Here is an 18,102-nt window from a genome sequence, read left to right as displayed (position 1 = left end):
GGCCACTGCCACAACACATCCCAAGATCGCCCACAGCCCCGACGGCTGCGGAACCGTTCGCCTGATGGAGGCCCTTATAGCAGGAAGACGGGGTCCGGCGAACCGGATCGCATGACGGAGTCGATGTGAATTTGGCTTGCGATGAAGCGTCCGCACTCGACAGTTGCCGGGATACCCGATAGGTGAAGTGAGTTCCCGTACGGGAGTCCGGCGTAGTAGAGCCCGGGCAGCGCGCCGAGCATGGCTTTCTGCTGTACGGGCACCCCGTGATCGTCGAGCGCCTGCTTCGGCAGGAAGCGGTAGTCCGGTCCGAATCCTGTACACCAGATAATTGCCGTGATGCCACGGTGCGCCAGGTCGAGCTTGTTTCCGAAATTGGCGATGTGCGCCATGTTCACGTCGAGGGGCGGGTTTTGCTCCGGCGCCACAAACCCTCGCTGGCGAATTCCGGAATCGATCTTGTGCAGTATCGCGCGGAGCGAGCGAGCAGAATCTTCCGCGACGGCGACGACATTGTCGTCAACCGAGAGGATGCTGCTGTGCGCCGCGCGCACGGAACCGACAAGGATTACGCCCTTTTCGGCGAGGGTGCCAAGGTTGAGGTCCGCACCTCGGTTCGTCACGGCAGTCACCGGCAGACCCGGCAGCTTGGTGGGGTCGCCGCTCTCGAAATGTCCGGCCGCCGCCGTCACGAAATCGTCGTACAGGGAAAAGATGTACATCCATTCCTGGATGCCTCGACCACGATAGCGGCGCGGAAAGACCCGGTGGCGACCGACCGACAGGAATACGCTACGTCCGGCATCCGCGAGTTCGTCCGCGATTTGTTGTCCACTGATGCCCGCGCCGACCACGAGGACGGCACCATCCGGCAGCGCTGCGGGATTGCGGTAATCGCGCGAATGCACCTGCATGATGGCCGGGTCGATATCGGACGCAGAGGCAGGGAGCCGCGGCTTCGCGTAACCGCCCACTGCTGCTACCAGGTTGCGAGACTCGAAGACGGCGCCGGTCGACAGATACGTTCGAAACCTGACGTCATCGAGATCCGACGCCTCCGGTGGACACTCGACCGCTCGCACCTCGGTGTGCTGCAACACCCGAAGCTGTCGTTCCTCCGCGTAGCGACGCAGGTGCCTGGCCAACTCGCGGCCCGACATGGTGCCGTCGGGGTCGGTGCCGTCATACTCCCAACCCGGCAGCTGAACCGTTCGGTTCCCACTGCCGACCAGCAAGCTGTCCCAACGTTCATGCGCCCAAGCATGTCCGACCTCGGCCCGCTCCACGATCACCGCGGCATGGCCGATTTCCCGCAGGGAGGCGGCCACCCCGCACCCCTGTTGGCCTCCCCCGACGATGACGGTTTCGGAATATTCGATGTTCACCAGATCAACCTCTCTGTTGTGAACGACGGTCGCCGTCCGCGTTCCTCATTAGGCTTGCCTTACCAAAACATTTGAAGTCGGCTCGAGATCAAGACCTACGACGACAGGAACGGCGGATGAGATGAGCGACACCCCAGCGTCAGACGGACGGCCGGGCGATGGCCTGGTCGGGATCGGCACGGCCGCAAGGCGATTCGGCCTCGCTGAGTCGGCACTGCGTTACTGGGAGCAACGCGGGCTGCTCCGTCCGGCGCAGCGCCGGTCGCGCTGGCGCCTCTACGGTCGCGACGAATTGCACCGGATCGGCCTGATCCAGATGTGGCGCGAAACCGGGCTGATGAAGCTCGATGAGATCGCTGTGGTCGTCTCCGCACGCAATCACGAATGGCGGCAAGCGGTGCTCGGACGGCTCGATGAGATCGACCAACAGCAACAACGGTTGGCGACGGCGAAAGCGCATCTGGAGCACTTGCTGACCTGCCCGGATGCCAACCCCGCCGAAGAATGCCCGTACCTGCGCGCGATGACCGACACCCGGGCGACTTCCGTCCCGTACTAGCTGAAAGATCTAATCTCACTCAGGCGAACTCGGCCGCAGGCACAGCTGACTGCTCAGCGTCGCCGGGTGACCGTCACACCGCTACCGGGACGCCAGTGCTGGATAACAAGCAACTCTGCGGCCGTGTCGACGGAGGTGAGAACCGCATCGGTGAGGTCGAGCCGGAAGTCGTGGACACCCGGTGGCGATCCGAAGGCTGCCTTCGCTGGTCCGGTGATCTCGACTGCGACACCCATGACCTTGGCGTCACCGTCACCGGGGTGGGCGTGGATAGCGCACCGCCCGTCACGCCGCAGGTCGGCTGCCTTCATGGCGGCAGGCATGGAACCGAACATCAGGTCTGGCCCGATGAACTCGACCTCCGATCCACTCACGCGCGGGGCGCCGTCCCGGCGCAGCGTGGCCAGCACATGGGTCTTGTGGGCTTCGAACCGAGACCTCACCTGTGCGGCCAATTCGGGTGCCTCGCTCGCGAACTGCTGCCATGTCGCCATGGAAACAGGATGCCAGCGCCCTCCGACAGCTCTTGTCAGGTATTCCAGATCGGTTTCGCCCAGCTGCCGACCCAGCCACTTCGATTACAGCGGGAATGCGCCCCGGTGTCCCCACTGTCTTCCGCACTCGGTCAGGGCCAGGACGCCATGACCCGCGACCGAGGTGCCGGGTCCGAGTTCGTCGAGTCCGACGGTAGTACGTTTCGCGATGAGGGCGGCGCTACGGGTCGGCAGCACATCTACACCGACGTCCGCGAGCGCAGCTTGTACCCGGCCGGACCAGATCTGCTGCGCCGCAGCATAGGCCGTGTCATCGAGGTCTCGATCGTCGTAGTCGGGCTGTGTGCCGAGCAGCGACAGCATTTTCTCGCGTGGGAGATGACTGTTCATCATCCCTAGCAGTCCGGCACCATCGGGGTCTCGCAGACCTGCCTCGGCCGTCAGGGGGTCGCCGATGTCGACAGCACCTTCGGAGAAATCGTGATGGTAGTAGCGAGTCAACGTGCCATTTTCGGCCGCACACCAGCCCATCCAGTCACCGCAGCCTCCGTTGACGATCTGCACGTACCAGTAGACCGTGCCGAATTGACGGCTCAAATCCACACACAGGCGTTGCTGGGCGTCGTGCTCGTAGTCCTCCTCGGCAGTGTCGTCGTGGTACATGTCTTTCGGTTTACCGAAGACCAGTGTCCAACCGTCGAGGACCGGTGAGACGAACATCTGGCCGCACTGACGGTGATCGGCGGACCTCTCGAGGAGCCAAGGTCCGGGCGGGGTCGTCCGCCGCGCGGACCAGCGTTCGAATCCGGCGCGCATCGTGACCGGAACCGGATCCGAGAGATCGAACGCGCGCAAGACCGCGTCGCGATCGGTGGTGCGCAGTGCGTACCACTCGGCGTCGGGGTAGAACGGTTGCGGGATCTCGGTCCGGGACTTGGCGGTGGTCAGACGAGTCAGTACCCGCATGTCCCACGGATCGATTGTGTCCCAACCGATTTCAGCGAGCGCTGCCAATGCCGCACGCCGCGAGCTCAGCCTCGAACGCCGGACTTCCCGCAGGACCGGCACCGTTACCCGACCGATCCCCGCGAAGGCGCCCACGGCCTCGGCCACCACACTCGGTTCCGGATCGTCCAACCTCGTAGCCAGCACACGCGCGAACGGTGCCATCGCGCTGCCGCGCCAGCCGAGCACGGACACGCTTTCCCGGCGCTCGCGTGGGTCCTCGTCCAGCAGGTATGACACTCGAATACGGATTTCATCGGTGACATGTGCGAATCCGAGCAACACGCCAGCGCGTTGAGCGCTCTCGTCGTCACCGTACACAACCGCTTCGGCCAAACCGGGCCACGCCGCCGGACCGGCCTGCCGCAATACTGTCTCGGCCCAAGCCCATTCGGCACCTGGCGTACCGTCGCCAAGCACTTCGAGCGCAGCCTCGACATCCGCCCCGATCGACTCCACAGCCACCGTCTACTCCTGACGCCACACTCCGCCCTGCCGGAAGATCCGGCAGTCGATTCGCTCGATCGTATTGGGTACCACTGACATTCCCGGGCCGAGAGATGGACACTGCGCGCGCCATCGGCCGGTAGTTCTCGCGCAGCGCATCGATATCGCCGTAGTACCGGTAAAGATCTTGCGCCGCTTTGAGGTAACCGCCGACGCCGAGTGGATCGTTGGCCAAATCCGCGACAAGGAACAACCGTCGAGGACCTCGTCATTCCCAGTGGGAACCACGATGGACCCCTCGCCGGCAGCTTGTGCGAGCACCTGCGATATCTGGCCGATGATGGCGGCAAGCCCGTTTCCTCGCCCTGCCCGACCAACGGGTAGCCGGGGCCGCACAACGTCACCGCGCTTTCATCGCGAGCCGCCGATGCCGCAACGACATCGAGTACAGGCCGTTGCGGCATCGGTCGGCCGAGCGGCGGTCAGTCGTCGTCGGGCTCGACGGACAGCACCTTGCCGCTGTTCGCGTCGACGTGGACCTCGGACTCGACACCCTGGGCGTCGCGCACGTCGACCTCCCACACGGTGGTGCCGCGGTCATCGTCGAGGTCGGTGTCCTCCACGGTGGCTCCGGGGACGGCCTGCCGCGCCGCGTCGATGGCCTGCTCCCTGCTGATCGTCTGGCCCGCAACGAGCTTCCAGTCGTGGCCGAGCACCTGGGACGCGGCGGTGTGGCCCGCGTCTCCGGGGGATGCGGTGGCGAGCGCGATGCCGCCGACCGCGAGAACGGCAGCGGCGGCGGTCCCGACGGCGAGCAGAGCGGCGCGGTGGCGACGGATGGTGAATGTCATGGTGAATCCTCCTGCGTCAGTGATGCTTCGAGTACGGCTCCACCGTGCCAAGGCGGAGCTGAAGCCTTCCTGAAGACACCTGAAATCGGCTTCAGGAAGCGTCTGACAAGCTGAGAGAATGCGTCTGCTGATCGTGGAGGACGAGAAGCGGCTGGCCGACACCCTGGCCAAGGGGTTGGCAGCCGAGGGTTTCGCGGTGGATGTGGTCCATGACGGCATCGACGGTCTGCACTGCGCCAGCACCGGCGACTACGACCTGATCGTCCTCGACATCATGCTGCCGGGCCTCAACGGCTACCGGGTGTGCGGGTCGTTGCGGGCCGCGGGTGACGACACACCTGTGCTGATGCTGACCGCCAAGGACGGTGAATACGACGAAGCCGAGGGGCTCGACACCGGCGCCGACGATTACCTCAGCAAGCCGTTCTCCTACGTGGTGCTGCTCGCCCGCATTCGCGCCCTCCTGCGCCGCCGCACCCGCAGCGGCTCCCCGCTGTTACAGGTTGGCGACCTGACTGTGGACCCGAATACGCATACCTGTCGGCGGGGTGGTCAGGAAGTGACGCTCACCGCGAAGGAATTCGCGGTTCTGGAACATCTGGCCGTACGCGCCGGGGAAGTCGTGTCGAAAGCCGATATCTTGGAACATGTCTGGGATTTCGCCTACGCTGGCGACCCGAATATCGTCGAGGTCTACATCAGCGCGCTGCGCCGCAAGATCGATGCCCCATTCCGGCGGCGGTCGATCCTCACCGTGCGCGGCGCCGGGTACCGCCTGGTGGCCGACAGTGGCTGACCGGCAGTGGCATTGGTGGTGGAGTTCGGTGCGGGCACGCACCACCGTGGCGGCCACGGCCGTGGTCGCGGCGGCTCTCGTAGCAGCCGGGATGGTCGTGCTGGCGGTGCTGCGGCACAACCTGCTCGACAGTGCGAACCTGCAAGCGGAGATGACCGCGCATGACGTGGCCGCGCAGCTGGCGGTCGGCACCGACTTCGCGAATCTTAAGCTCCCTGACGCCGATCACCAACCGGTACAAGTGGTTTCAGCCGCCGGGTCGGTGTTGGCGGCGGAAGAAGAGCTGCGCGGTCGCCCGCCTATGGCCGATTTCGCCCCGGTGCCAACGCGTTCCGCGCCGCACGGGGATGACGATGACGACGACTCCGACGACAATCCGATGCCCGGCCTGCCGCCGACCACCGTCACATTCCGCGACATCAGGCTCCCAGCGGCCGATGATGACGACCGCGTCTTCCGGGTGGCCGGAATGGTCACCACCACCCCGAGCGGGCAGCCCGTCACGATCTACTCCGGTACCTCTTTGGCTACCGCCGACAAAGCCGTCGCCGGGGTCCGCAACGCGATGCTGATCGGCCTGGTGCCGCTGCTCGCCGTGGCGGCGGCGGTGACCTGGCTGGTGACCCGCCGCGCCCTACGGCCGGTGGAGGCCATCCGGACCGAACTTGCCGAGATCATGGGCGGCGACCTGTCTCGCCGGGTCCCCGAACCCGCCTCGCGCGACGAAATCGCCCGCCTCGCCCAGACCACCAACAGCACCCTCGCCGCCTTGGAAGCCGCCGCGGAACGCCAGCGCCGCTTCATCGCCGACGCCGCGCACGAACTGCGCAGCCCCATCGCCAGCCTGCGCACCCAGCTAGAGGTCGCCCAGGCACACCCCCGGCTACTAGAACTGGACGGGCTGATCGACGACACCGTACGGCTCGAACATCTCGCCGCCGATCTGCTGTTGCTGGCCCGCATCGACGCCGGTGAACAACCCCGCAGGAACCCGGTCGACCTCGCCACCGTCGTCCGAGACGCACTGACTCACCGCCCTGCGGACCCGCACCCGATCGCGACCGACATTCCCGACGAACCTGTCCTCGTCCTGGGTAGCCGGACCCAACTGGGCCGAGTGGTGACCAACCTCGTCGACAACGCACAACGTCACGCAACCACCACCGTGCTGGTCGCAGTGGCACGCAACTCCGCTGACAAGGTCGTCCTCGAGGTCACCGACGACGGCCCCGGCGTGCCTCCCAAGGACAGGGACCGAATCTTCCAGCGGTTCGTCCGCCTCGACGACGCCCGCAGCCGCGACAAAGGCGGCGCCGGATTAGGCCTTGCCATTGTCCGCGACGTCGTCGACCGCCACAGTGGCGACATCCACCTCGGTGACGGCCCGCACGGCGGCGCCCGATTCACCGTCACCCTACCGACAACCGACCCGACCACCATTGCCCCCGAACGCCTTTCGTGACGCTGTCCAAGTTCTCGGCACGGTCTTGGGCGCAAACGCGACTCGCGGGCTCAGCGGATCGGCGCAGCTGCGGTGGATGGTGCGGTGCGATCGGCGTGCGGTGTGGCCCTGGTGACCACGATGACGCTGGCGGTTGCGACGGTCATACAGATGAGGATGGTGAGCGTCATGGCGAGCCCGGGATGGCTGTGCGCACCGATTCCGGTGACGGGGGCGAGGATTCCGCCGATGACGAATTGGCCTGCCCCCATGAGCGCCGCGGCGCTGCCGGCGACCTCGGGGTAGCGCGTCATGGCCAGGGCCATGCTGTTCGGCAGGATCGCGCCGACGCTGGAGATGAGCAGGAACAGTCCGATGAGCAGCAGCGGGAGTCCGAAGTCGGCCAGCACGGTAAGGGTGCTCACCATCGCCCCGGCGAGACCGATCAGCGTGGCGGTCGTGAGCAGCGGCCGAAGTTGCACATGGTGCGTCAGGCGCACGCTGATTTGTCCGGCCAGCAGCATTCCCAGTGCATTGACGCCCAACACCACGCCGAACAGCCGTGGGCTGAGCTGGTACCCCTGCTCGAGCGCGAAAGCGCTACCGGAGATGTATGCGAACATCGCCGCGAAGGTGAAACCAGCGGTGACGGCATAGCCGATGAAGTCGAGATCGGTCAGCAGGCGACGGTACTGCCTGAGACTGCCGGCGATGCTGCCGGACCGGCGACGCTCTCGAGGCAAGGTTTCGGGAAGCCACCGCAGGCATGCGCACAGCAGAACGAAACCGAGGCAGGCGATCACTCCAAATAGGCCGCGCCAGTGCGTAAATGGCAGCAGTTCGGCGCCGACAATCGGGGCAAGGGCCGGCGAAATGCCGATCACCAGCAAGAGCATCGACAAGATGCGCGCCATGGCCGGTCCGGCGGCAATGTCGCGAACAGCCGCGCGACCGATGACGATCCCGCCGGCGGCCGCGATAGCCTGCAACGCTCGAAGCGCAATGAGGACCGGCAGATTGGGGGCGACCATGCACACGACCGAGGTGATCGTATAGACGGTGAGACAGATCAGTAATGGAGTGCGTCGGCCATAGGAGTCCGAGAGCGGACCCAGAATCAGCTGTCCGAGTGCCATTCCCGCGATGGACGCGGTGAGCGTGGCTTGGACACCGCTGGCGCTCGTGTGCAGATCGGCCGTCATGGCCGGCAACGCGGGCAGATAGATGTCGATCGCGAACGGGCCGATCGCGGCCAGCCCGCCGAGCATGATCAGAAAAGCGATCGACGGCCGCGAGGTAGTGGCCGCATCAATCGTCACCGGCGAAGACGCCATCGGTCAACTCCCTTGTACGACAACGAATCCGGACTATCCGCCGACCCCACACCACGCTCGGCGGTGATCGACTCACCGGGTACGTGACTGCCTCGGACAGGGTGCCGTGCCCGTCCCGCGGATGTTCTGACACCCGTGGGACGGGCACGGGCAACTCCTACGCCTGGACCGTCAGCATCTCCGTCAGGTGATCGGCGATCGCGACAACGGTCGGCTGCTGCCAGAAAACGGTGGCCTGCAGCTTGTGGCCGAACCGTTTTTCCAGCTTCTTGCGGATCGTCACGGTCATGACCGAGTCGAGGCCCTGTTCCAGCAGCGGTCGGCGAGGATGCAGGTCGCTCGCTGCGGGCAACCGCATTTCGGCCGCGATCGTGCCGGTCACTTCCGCTGAGACCAACTCGCGCAACCGCTCCGGGGTCAGACCGGTGAGCGACAGCCCGGGCCCGGCGGCAACGCCGGACGCCGGATCGTCCTCGACCGGACGGTCGATGACCGGGTACGCCATGCCGGTCACCCGAGCCACCACCGTTCCGTCGGCGTCGGCGACAAGCCCGTCGACGACGTCGACGCGATCCTTGTTCAACGCGACTTCGATGAGCGCCTGGGCAGGCGGTGTGCCCGCGATTGTCACATTGTCGATCCGCACGACCATGCGCAAGACCGGATCACCGGCGAAAACCGCAGGTGCGATGGACATTACGGCGTCGAGCAGCGGCGCCCAGGTGGCTGCACCCGTAGGCGCCAAGGTCACCCGCGCCCGCACCACGTCGATCCCATACTGCAGTTCCTCGACCGTCCAGTCGAACCCGGTTTCCGGCACTCCGACAGCGGCCAGCCGCTGGCGGACCAGCCGCGGATCGACCCCCAGGAGTCGTTGCGCCGCAGGGTCACCCAGACTCGTGGGCAGTGGCGTCCGCGCGGCGTCCGGCACCATCGCTGCCTGTGCATGGATCAGCCACGAGGGGTCGTCCTCGAAATCCTCTCCTGGCGTTCGCGAGGCGATCCGCAGTTCCCGCCGATTCGGGTCACCGACGACCTGGATCTCCCGCCTGCCGTCGGTGAGCAGCGGGTGCCGCATCTCGACGGCGATGAGTTCGACCGGTTCGCCGCTCGGGCTACCTGCCTGCCGGAAGGTCTCGACAAGCACTGCGGCGGGGACGATTTCGGCACCGTTGAGCGCGTGGCTGCCGGGGTATGGACGGTTGTCGTCCTCCAGCACCGAGCGCCAGACCCGTAGCTCGCTGCCCGCGATGCTGGTCGGCGTGCCGAGCAAATTGTGCGAGTCGACATCGTGGCCTGGGCCCGGCACCCGCCCGCTCAGCGAGGGCGCATGCCACAGCCTGCGCCCCTGCCAGGCATATCCGGGCAGGCCGACCAGGTCGCCGGATGGCTGCAATCTGGTCCAGTCCACCGGAATTCCACGACAGTGCACGGCGCCGAGAGCGGCAAGGAAGGTCCGCTGCTCAGGCAAGTCACGGCGCAGCGTCGTGCCGACGAACACGTCCTCGACATCACTTTCGCCAACTGTCTCGCGGATCGAATGCGCCACGACCGGGTGCGGCGAGATCTCCAGGAAGTCGCGGAAACCATCCGCCAGCGCGGCCTCGACCGCTCCGGCCAGCCGAACCGGATTGCGCAGGTTCGCAACCCAGTAGTGTCCGTCCGTCGCCGCTTCGGATCGGGCGTCGGGCAGGGCCGTCGAGTACATCCGAACGGAATGCGGCCGATAGGTCAGCGCGGCGCCGGCCGCGGCCAGCTCGGTGAGCAGCGGGTCCATATGCGGGCTGTGGAACGCGACATCGGACGCGACCCGGCGGACCCCGATGCCCTCGGCGGGCCAGCGTTCGAGCACCTCCTCGATCGCCTCGGGGTCTCCGGAAATCACACACTGCAGCGGCGAGGACGCGATCGCCGCGACCAGATCTGTTCGGCCGGAAAGCCGTTCGGCCGCTTCGTCCAACGGCATCGTCGCCATCACCATGGCACCCTGGCCCGCCACCCGCCGCAGCAGACTCGACCGACGGCAGATCAGCCGGGCTCCGTCGGTGAGAGACAGCGCTCCGCTGGCGACCGCGGCGGCGATCTCGCCGACCGAGTGGCCGATGATGGCAGCGGGCGTCACGCCGTGGGACCGCCACAGTTCGGCCAGGCCGACCTGCATCACGAAGATCATCGTCTGGATCCGGTCCACGCCCTCGACTTCGTCGTCGATCAGCACCTGCCGCGGCGAGAACCCGATCTCCTCGGCAAAGATCGGCTCGATCGCGTCGACTACGGCCGCGAACTCCGGCACGGCCAACAGGTCTCGGCCCATGCCACGCCACTGCGAGCCGTGCCCGGAAAAGACCCACACCAGGCCATTGCCTGGTGTCGCGGCGACACCGGTTGCCACGCCAGGATCCGGTCGGTCGGCCGCCAGCTCGCGCAACCGCGCGACCAGCTCGTGCTCGTCACCGGCCACGATGGCCGCGTTCCGAGCGAGGCGCGACCGGCGCATGGCCAGCGTGTGCCCGACCGACGCGAGTGGCACGTGGCCCGCGCTGTCGGTCAGCCAGTCCGCGAGCCGATCGGCGTATGCCCGCAGGGCGGCATCGGAAGCCGCGGAAATCGGGAACAGCCGGTCGATCTCGCCATCGGGCTCGGCGGCGGGCACGTCGGCCGATTCGGGTGCTTGCTCCAGCACCACATGCGCAACGGTGCCGCCGTAACCGAAGCCGGATACCCCGGCCCGGCGCGGACCACTGCGCGCCGGCCACGGCGTGTGCTCGGTGACCAGCCGGATTTCCCCTCTGTCCCAAGGGATTTCCGGGTTGAGCTCGGTCACCAGCGGGGAACGCGGAATCTCGGCCCGGTGCAAGGCCAGCACCGTCTTGATGACGCTCGCCACTCCGGCGGCCCCTTCGAGATGACCGATGTTCGACTTGACCGAACCGATCAGACAGGGCTCCCCGGCCGGGCGGCCCGATCCGTACACCGCGGCGAGCGCCTGCGCCTCCATCGGGTCACCGAGCCGGGTGCCGGTGCCGTGTGCCTCGACGAAATCGACGCTGGCCGGATCGATACCCGCATGCGCGCAAGCCCGCTCCATGACATGCGCCTGAGCCTCGCCGGATGGCGCCATGATTCCGTTGGTACGGCCGTCCTGGTTGACCGAACTGCCCCGGACGACCGCGAGCACCTGCTCGCCATCGCGTTGCGCGTCGGCGAGTCGGCGCAGCACCACGACGCCGCACCCCTCACCGCGTCCGTAACCATCGGCGGCGGCGTCGAACGCCTTGCTCCGTCCGTCCGGCGCGAGGGCGCCCGCAGCGTCGAGCGTGAGCGTCTGTCCCGGGGTCACGACCAGGTTGACCCCGCCGACGATGGCCACCTCGCACTCCCCGTTGCGCAGACTCTGCGTGGCCAGATGCAGCGCGACCAGCGACGCCGAGCACGCGGTGTCCACCGTCATGCTCGGACCACGCAGATCGAACGAGTGCGAGATGCGGTTGGCCACGGCACAAGTCGCCGCTCCGATGCCGGTCCAGGCCTCGATGCTCGCCAGATCCTCCAGCATCAGTGCGCCGTAGTCGCCGGTGCAGACACCGACGAACACCCCGGCGTCGCTGCCGGCCAGGTCACGCGGCGGGAGCCCGGCCTGTTCCAGAGCCTCCCAGGTGACCTCGAGCAGCAGCCGCTGCTGCGGGTCCATCAGCGCGGCCTCGCGGGGCGAGATGCCGAAGAACTCCGCGTCGAATCGGCCGATGTCGGACAAGAAGCTGCCGCGGGTAACGGTGTGCCGCAGGGCGGTCGCGAATTCCGGGGTGCTCCGCCGGTACCGAGCCCAGCGCTCGTCCGGTATCTCACCGTAGGTGTCCCCGCCCGCGGCGAGCAGACGCCAGAAGTCCTCCGGTGACCCGACATCGCCGGGGAAGCGGCAGCCGATGCCGATCACCGCCACGGGCTCGGCAGGCTGGAAATTGTCGGTGTTCGGTCGATGCGACATGTCGTTCTCACTCCTGATCATTCGGTCCACTCCGGGTCGCGCAGCACCTTGATGACGGCGGCCGACAACAGAACCCCGGGCGCCGAGCCGAACAACAGCAGGTACTGCCCCGCGCGGAGCTGTCCGGTGGTGACCAGGTGCTCGAAGGAAAGAATTTGGTCACTGGCCGAGCAATGGCCGACCATCCGCCCGAAGTCCCAGGTCGACTTCTCCATGGGCAGCCCGAGCGGCACCATGCAGCGCTGCTCGGTGGCTTCACGCGAGCAGTTCAAGAACGCCACCCGAGCGATGTCGTCGAGGCCGATACCGGCCTCGTCGAGTGCCTGGCCGACTACCACCGGGATTTCCTCGCGCACTCTGGCCATGGCCGCTCCGAGTGGCGAGTCGGGAGCGGCCGCCACCTTGGCGGTAATTTCTTGCAGGCGGGCGAAGAAATCGGGGGACTTCCCGAGCGAAACACCCGGCGGAAACAGTGGTTCGCTGGCCCGGTGTATTTCCTCCGCCTCGGGAATCGAGGTGTGGCACACCGACAACAGCTGGGCGAACCCGTCCGTCTTGGTGAGCACCACCGCCGAGGCGGCATCGCCCGCGATGAACAACGCCGACATCTTCCAGCGGTCCATCAGGGGCGTGCCGAAATTATCCGCGGCGACCAGCAGTGCGCTGTGGCGGTCCGGATCCGCACGGAGATACTCGACGGCCATCGACAATGCGGAGAACATCCCGTTACAGCCCTGCCGGATCTCCAAGGCCGGTATCGGGCCGACGAGATGCCGCTGGAGATACGGGTGCGGTAGCCAGCCTTCCGGCCCTTGCAGCCAGGTGCTCGCGTAGAGCAGCAAATCGAATTCTTCCGCGACCAGCCCCGACCGCTTGACCGCGATCTCCGCGGCCCGCAGCGCCATTTCCGGTGCGGGTATCGGGCCGGCCACCGCCGCACCGCCGAGCTCGTGTATCTCGGCGGTTTCGGCCGGGTACAGGCCTTGCGCCACCGCCTGTTCGGCGGTGACCGTCGCGGGCAGGAACGAGCCGAGCGCGGCGATATAGGTGTTGGGTGTACGCATCAATGTCTCCTCGGGTTTACTCTCACGGAGGGCCGATCTGGCGCAGTTTTTCGATGAAATCGAGGTCTACACCGGGCTTTTCGGCCAGCAGTACGTCGATGAGCGGCGGCTTGCCGGGAGCGTCGGGATCGGTGCGGATATCGAGGATGTAAGGTTTGCCGCTCGCGATCACCTTGAATCCGTTTTCGATGGCTCCGCGCAGGTTGCGCGCGTCGGTGACCACTTCGCTGCCGATACCGAACGTCTCGGCGATCGCCGAGAAGTCCTGTGCGGGACTGCCGAGGCTCAGGTACGTGGGCGGATTCGTCGGCTTCCACCCGTAGATCTTTTCGATCAGCCCCAGACCGATCATCAGCGACGTGTATTGGGAATCGTTCACGACGAGGTACAGCACCGGCAGGTTGAACTTGCTGGTGGTCCACCAGGAGTTGGTGTGGAACAGGGCCGAGCCGTCGCCGACGATGTTCACGACGAAACGCTTCTGCTTCTTCAGACCCAGCGAGATGCCGATCGAGGCCGGAATCGAGAATCCCAGTGAGCCGCCCGAGGTGCAGAAGTAGGCATCCGGCGAATCGTAGGTCAGTGCTTTCTGGATGACACTGCCGATCGAGAATGCCTCGTTCAGCACCGTGAGTTGATAGTCCAGGGTCTTCTGTACTTCGGCGAGGGCAATGGCGACCTGATGACCGGCGATCGGAACCACACTATCGATGCGCCGTTTGTCACTATCGATGCGCCGCAATTTTTCGGTTTCCGAGTCGAATGATCTGTCGCGTTGCGCGCCGAGTCGCAGGATGTTGTTGTTCCGGGATTCGGCCGAGCTCCTGTCGAAGTGCTCGTGATCGGCGATGCCGGAGATGATCAGCGGCAGCGTCTTCTTGATGTCGCCGAGGACACCGACCTCGGAGAAGTAGTTCTTGCCGATCTGCCACGAGTCGTTGTGCAACGCAACCTGGATCAGCTCCCCCGGAATGATCGGGCCATTCTTCCAGTGGAAGATCGATATCTGCGCGTGGGAATTCACCCCGATGAGAAATATGGTGTCGAATCCCTCGAGCTGCATGTGGATGCCCTCTTGGATCGGCAGCAACTCGCCCTGCCAGTGCGGAAGGTCGTTCGGATAGTTCATCCGGCTCGCTTGGAACTCGGAGTACACGGCGGCACCGAGCAGGTTCGCGAGCTGTTCGATTTCCGACCAGGCACCGGCCTCGCCGACGCCGTCGCCGACCAGCAGGACCGGCTTCTTCGCGTCCGCGAGCGTGTGGACCGCCGCGGCGATGCCGGTGGGATCGCCGGTGACGGCGTGCGCGATGCGAGTCGTGCGACCGTGCTCCTGCCAGTTGGGTTGTTCGAGCAGGTAGTCCCACGGAATGGAAATGAAGACGGGGCGGAACGGCGGGGTGAGCAGTTCCTTGAAGGCTCGCTGCATCGCGATGGGTATCTCGTCGGCACACCGGATTTCGTGCGCCCACTTCGCATATTGCCCCGCGGTGCGTACCAGATCGGAGCCGAGCAGCGGCTCCTGGAGCAATAGATCACTGTGTTGCTGACCGCACAGGACGAGCACCGGAATATTCGACGTGTACGCGTTGAAAAGGTTGCCGATGATATTGGCCGCACCCGGCGTGACGTGTACCAGCGCGACACCGGGCCGCCCGGACGCACGGGCATACCCCATCGCAGCACCCATGGCGATATTCTCGTGCAGGCACGGAATATAGTCGACTTCGTTTTCCGGAATCGTCGTCGCATCGATCAACGGGATTTCTTGCGTGCCGGGCACGCCGAAGACATATTCGACTCCGGCTTCATGAATGTAGTCGAATACCACATCGCGGCCGAGCTTGGGTGAATTCATTCTGCTCCTATCGTCCGGTCCAGTTCGGTGCTCGTTTTTCGGCAAAGGCTCGTGGGCCCTCCTCGGCGTCGGCGGAGTCGGCCCTGGTGCGCTCCCACTGATAATCGGCGGTGAAGGCCTCGGGCAGCGGCATGGCGATCGACGCCGCGGCCGCTTCCTTGATCGCCCGAATCGACAACGGCGCGCAGGCGAGAACGTCCGCGGCCCAGCGTTCCACACATGAATCGAGCTCGGTCTCGGAAACCACCTCGTTGACCAGACCGAGTTCGAAGGCACGCGCGGCAGACATGGTGCGCCCGGTCAGCAGGTGCCCCATCGCGATCCGATACGGCGCCTGGCGGGGCAACCGGAAGACGCCGCCCGCGCCCGGTATGAGGCCCAATGTCGCCTCGGGGAGACCGAATTGGGCGTCCGTGGCGGCGATGATGATGTCGCAGGCCAGCGCGAGCTCGAAGCCGCCACCGAGCGCGTACCCGGACACCTTCGCGATGATCGGTTTGGCGAACGAGAACCGCTCGGTGATGCGCGGGAACCCCGGCTTTCCGGCGCTCCCGAATGACGAACGGGCCGAGCCGTTCTCGATCCGTCCGGCCAGTTCCTTGAGATCCTGGCCGGCCGAGAAGGCCTTCTTCCCCGCTCCGCTCAGAACGACCAGCCAGATGTCGTCGTCGGCTTCGATGTCGTCCCAGACGCATGCCAGCTCGGCGTGCATGGCGAGATTCATCGCGTTGAGCACGTGCGGTCGATTCAGCTGCACGGTGGCGATACGTCCGTGCTTGCGGTAGTCGACCGTGTGCAGTTCCATTGCGGTGGACCCAGCTGTCGCCCGACCACCGTCCCGCACCGAATCACTACGCGATGCCGTAGTCATCGGCCCGCCGACTGGAATCGCTCGGTCTTGGCCAGCACATCGGCGGAGTACAGGCGCATGGCCTGGTGCAGCGAGAACTCCGACAGGTAGCGGCGAAAAACATCCTGCGGCTCTTCGGCACCGACCAGCATGTGCTTGTTCGCGACGACCGCGGGCGACGCGAGTCTCGTTGCGGCCTCGGCGATCTCGTGGTCCATGGCGGCCGGCTCGACCACCGTGTCGAGGACGAAACGGGCGTCCGGGTCGGTCGCCCAGAGCTTGCGGCCCCACAGGATGACGTCCCGGGACAACCGGAAGTTCGACGCGCGCCCCAGACGCAGGTTCGCCGCGCCCGGAATGATGCCCTCCTGTGCGGCGGGCAGACTGATATAGCTGTCGGTGCTGGCGATGACCCGGTCGAAGACCATGAGCAGCTGCGCCCCGCCACCGATTGCGAAGGAGTCGACGGCCGCTATCCAGGGCTTGCAGGCCGGGACGACGGGCCACCCGGCGTCATCTTGGGCGAGTCCGCGCAGGATCTTCGCGATGTAACCGGTCTCCCGGCGCAGCAGGAAATCGATGAAGGAGATCTTGCCCTGGTGCAGGTGCGCGAGGTTGATTCCGGCGCTGAAGACTCGTTTGCCGCGGTAACGCGGATGCTCCATCTCACCGCCGCGGACGACGCCGACGTGCGACATGGGATCCAGCAGTACCAGGTCGACCGCGGTTTCCATGTCGGCGACATGCTGGTTGTCCTCGGCGTTGAGGCAAGCCGTGTTGGTGATGGTGATCGTCGACGTGGCACCACTGCGCGCCAGGTGTACAGCCGGCAGCGTGATCGCACCGGTGGACTGGAACTCGGCGAGCAGGTCAGTGGCACGGGTGGTCGGCGCGCGCATCTGGTCGAGGAGATGGTTGCCTGCCACCGGGTCCGCGAACACGGCGTGGAAGAAGATTCCCTGATCGATCTCCCAGCCTTCCTTGTCCGGCTGCGCCACCTCGGCGTCGGCGCCCAACTGCGCCGGATCCGGCAGCAGACCGGGAAACAGTTCGGCCGCGGCGGCACCGAGCTCGGACAGTCGCAGACCACGCCGGAGGTCGTCGGTTGCCGCGCGGTACACAGTGCGCAGATGCTGACGCAGGAATTTCCGGCGCAGTCGGCGAAGATCCCGATGCGCCGCGGCGGCGCGGGCCGCGGCGCTGTCGTCGCGGGCTCGAACCGGGCCCAGCGCGCGCAGCAGTGCGGCGTGTTCACTTGCGGCCGTGCGTAACTCGGCCCGGTCCAGGTCGAGGTCACCGGTGCTGAAGCCGAGGTCGGCAATGGTGGTCATGAGGCGGTTCGCTCGCGTCGCAGCGTTCGATCGGAGGCGGCCAGATGCGCGCCGAGCGCATCTTCGAACCGGGTGGTCGCCGCGTCCAGCACGAGGCGTCGGCGAATCGCGATCTCGGATCCGACGGAGGATTCGAAAATCGCGAGGCCGGTGGCGACCGCGTCGGCTTCGGTCCCGGGTTCGGCCACCGCGTCGATCACGCCGCAGGCCCTGGCCGCCTCGGCCGACAGCGCTCCGCCCTGTACCGCCAGCTCGCGTGCCCGGCCGACACCGACCTGCACCGCAAGCCGATATACCGCCATTGCCGGCCAGACTCCGGCGTCCGACGACGCGAACGAGAAGGTCGTGCGCGCCCGCATGATCCGGTAGTCGGCGACGAGCAGCAGCTCCGCGGCGGGCCCGTACGCGTCGCCGTCGACGATGGCGACGATGGGCGCGGGCACTTGCTCGAGCCGACGCAACGCGCCTTCCCACTTGTTCACATCACCGACGGTGACGCGCCCGGGCCAGTCGAACCGGTGACCGGCCGGTGGCCCGACGATATGCAGGACGACGCAGGTCCCGGGCGCGGCCGAGGCATCCTCGGCCGCCATCGCCGCTGCCGCCACCGACATGGTGAGATCCGGCGACAATCCGGTATTCGCCGCCACTGCGGTGGTAATTGTTTCCAATTCCTGTTCGCGCGGATTGACAGTCACGAAT

14 protein-coding genes are annotated in these 18,102 nt (G+C 66.3%); 3 read left to right on the top strand and 11 right to left on the bottom strand.

From position 1 onward, the window contains the following. Positions 1–74: 74 nt before the first annotated feature. Positions 75–1,385, bottom strand: coding sequence for a flavin-containing monooxygenase (locus tag KV110_RS15785; RefSeq protein ID WP_218476903.1), 1,311 nt, complete (start codon positions 1,383–1,385; stop codon positions 75–77). Positions 1,386–1,506: 121 nt separating this feature from the next. Here KV110_RS15785 and KV110_RS15780 point away from each other — a divergent pair, with 121 nt between their 5' ends. Continuing rightward, the gene (locus tag KV110_RS15780; protein ID WP_218476902.1) at positions 1,507–1,944 is read left to right on the top strand and encodes a MerR family transcriptional regulator; all 438 of its coding nucleotides are present in this window, start codon (positions 1,507–1,509) and stop codon (positions 1,942–1,944) included. Between the two features lie 53 nt (positions 1,945–1,997). Here the strand turns inward: KV110_RS15780 and KV110_RS15775 are convergent, their stop codons facing one another. The 3 genes from KV110_RS15775 to KV110_RS15765 all read right to left on the bottom strand — a co-directional run bounded on the left by KV110_RS15775 (position 1,998) and on the right by KV110_RS15765 (position 4,741). After that, entirely contained in the window at positions 1,998–2,438 is a 441-nt protein-coding gene (locus KV110_RS15775; RefSeq protein ID WP_218476901.1) for a pyridoxamine 5'-phosphate oxidase family protein, read from the bottom strand. 84 nt (positions 2,439–2,522) lie between these two features. Then, a complete protein-coding gene (locus KV110_RS15770) occupies positions 2,523–3,908 on the bottom strand; it encodes a HEAT repeat domain-containing protein (protein ID WP_218476900.1) in 1,386 nt (461 codons plus the stop codon). A 464-nt stretch (positions 3,909–4,372) separates the two neighbouring features. Continuing rightward, positions 4,373–4,741: a PepSY domain-containing protein gene (locus KV110_RS15765; RefSeq protein ID WP_218476899.1), complete on the bottom strand. Its 369-nt coding sequence runs from the start codon at positions 4,739–4,741 to the stop codon at positions 4,373–4,375. A 118-nt stretch (positions 4,742–4,859) separates the two neighbouring features. On the opposite strand from KV110_RS15765, the gene KV110_RS15760 reads away from it, so the two are divergent. After that, positions 4,860–5,537, top strand: a complete 678-nt coding sequence (locus tag KV110_RS15760; RefSeq protein ID WP_218476898.1) for a response regulator — start codon at positions 4,860–4,862, stop codon at positions 5,535–5,537. Beyond that, positions 5,530–6,999 (top strand): sensor histidine kinase, encoded by a 1,470-nt coding sequence (locus KV110_RS15755; RefSeq protein WP_246634567.1) that lies wholly within the window; start codon positions 5,530–5,532, stop codon positions 6,997–6,999. Before KV110_RS15760 ends, KV110_RS15755 begins: the two co-directional genes overlap by 8 nt. Before the next feature lie 50 nt (positions 7,000–7,049). Here the strand turns inward: KV110_RS15755 and KV110_RS15750 are convergent, their stop codons facing one another. The 7 genes from KV110_RS15750 to dpgB all read right to left on the bottom strand — a co-directional run bounded on the left by KV110_RS15750 (position 7,050) and on the right by dpgB (position 18,098). After that, entirely contained in the window at positions 7,050–8,312 is a 1,263-nt protein-coding gene (locus tag KV110_RS15750; RefSeq protein WP_218476896.1) for a multidrug effflux MFS transporter, read from the bottom strand. A 157-nt stretch (positions 8,313–8,469) separates the two neighbouring features. Beyond that, complete coding sequence (locus KV110_RS15745) at positions 8,470–12,297, bottom strand: type I polyketide synthase (protein ID WP_218476895.1); 3,828 nt, start codon at positions 12,295–12,297, stop codon at positions 8,470–8,472. A 17-nt stretch (positions 12,298–12,314) separates the two neighbouring features. Continuing rightward, a complete protein-coding gene (locus KV110_RS15740) occupies positions 12,315–13,361 on the bottom strand; it encodes a ketoacyl-ACP synthase III family protein (protein WP_218476893.1) in 1,047 nt (348 codons plus the stop codon). Between the two features lie 22 nt (positions 13,362–13,383). Then, a complete protein-coding gene (locus KV110_RS15735) occupies positions 13,384–15,219 on the bottom strand; it encodes a thiamine pyrophosphate-binding protein (protein WP_218476891.1) in 1,836 nt (611 codons plus the stop codon). Positions 15,220–15,226: 7 nt separating this feature from the next. Continuing rightward, complete coding sequence (gene dpgD, locus KV110_RS15730) at positions 15,227–16,024, bottom strand: enoyl-CoA-hydratase DpgD (RefSeq protein ID WP_218476890.1); 798 nt, start codon at positions 16,022–16,024, stop codon at positions 15,227–15,229. Between the two features lie 62 nt (positions 16,025–16,086). Next, positions 16,087–17,400 (bottom strand): (3,5-dihydroxyphenyl)acetyl-CoA 1,2-dioxygenase DpgC, encoded by a 1,314-nt coding sequence (gene dpgC, locus KV110_RS15725; protein WP_218476888.1) that lies wholly within the window; start codon positions 17,398–17,400, stop codon positions 16,087–16,089. Continuing rightward, the gene (gene dpgB, locus KV110_RS15720; protein ID WP_218476886.1) at positions 17,397–18,098 is read right to left on the bottom strand and encodes an enoyl-CoA-hydratase DpgB; all 702 of its coding nucleotides are present in this window, start codon (positions 18,096–18,098) and stop codon (positions 17,397–17,399) included. Before dpgB ends, dpgC begins: the two co-directional genes overlap by 4 nt. Between the last annotated feature and the right edge of the window lie 4 nt (positions 18,099–18,102).

Source organism: Nocardia iowensis, from assembly GCF_019222765.1.
Taxonomy (GTDB): Bacteria; Actinomycetota; Actinomycetes; order Mycobacteriales; family Mycobacteriaceae; genus Nocardia; species Nocardia iowensis.
This window is presented reverse-complemented; position numbering and strand designations above follow the sequence as displayed.

Coding starts and splice junctions, on each gene's coding strand:
- KV110_RS15780 (WP_218476902.1), top strand. CDS start 1,507: ATGAGCGACACCCCAGCGTCAGACGGACGGCCGGGCGATGGCCTGGTC.
- KV110_RS15775 (WP_218476901.1), bottom strand. CDS start 2,438: ATGGCGACATGGCAGCAGTTCGCGAGCGAGGCACCCGAATTGGCCGCA.
- KV110_RS15765 (WP_218476899.1), bottom strand. CDS start 4,741: ATGACATTCACCATCCGTCGCCACCGCGCCGCTCTGCTCGCCGTCGGG.
- KV110_RS15760 (WP_218476898.1), top strand. CDS start 4,860: ATGCGTCTGCTGATCGTGGAGGACGAGAAGCGGCTGGCCGACACCCTG.
- KV110_RS15750 (WP_218476896.1), bottom strand. CDS start 8,312: ATGGCGTCTTCGCCGGTGACGATTGATGCGGCCACTACCTCGCGGCCG.
- KV110_RS15745 (WP_218476895.1), bottom strand. CDS start 12,297: ATGTCGCATCGACCGAACACCGACAATTTCCAGCCTGCCGAGCCCGTG.
- KV110_RS15740 (WP_218476893.1), bottom strand. CDS start 13,361: ATGCGTACACCCAACACCTATATCGCCGCGCTCGGCTCGTTCCTGCCC.
- KV110_RS15735 (WP_218476891.1), bottom strand. CDS start 15,219: ATGAATTCACCCAAGCTCGGCCGCGATGTGGTATTCGACTACATTCAT.
- dpgD (WP_218476890.1), bottom strand. CDS start 16,024: ATGGAACTGCACACGGTCGACTACCGCAAGCACGGACGTATCGCCACC.
- dpgC (WP_218476888.1), bottom strand. CDS start 17,400: ATGACCACCATTGCCGACCTCGGCTTCAGCACCGGTGACCTCGACCTG.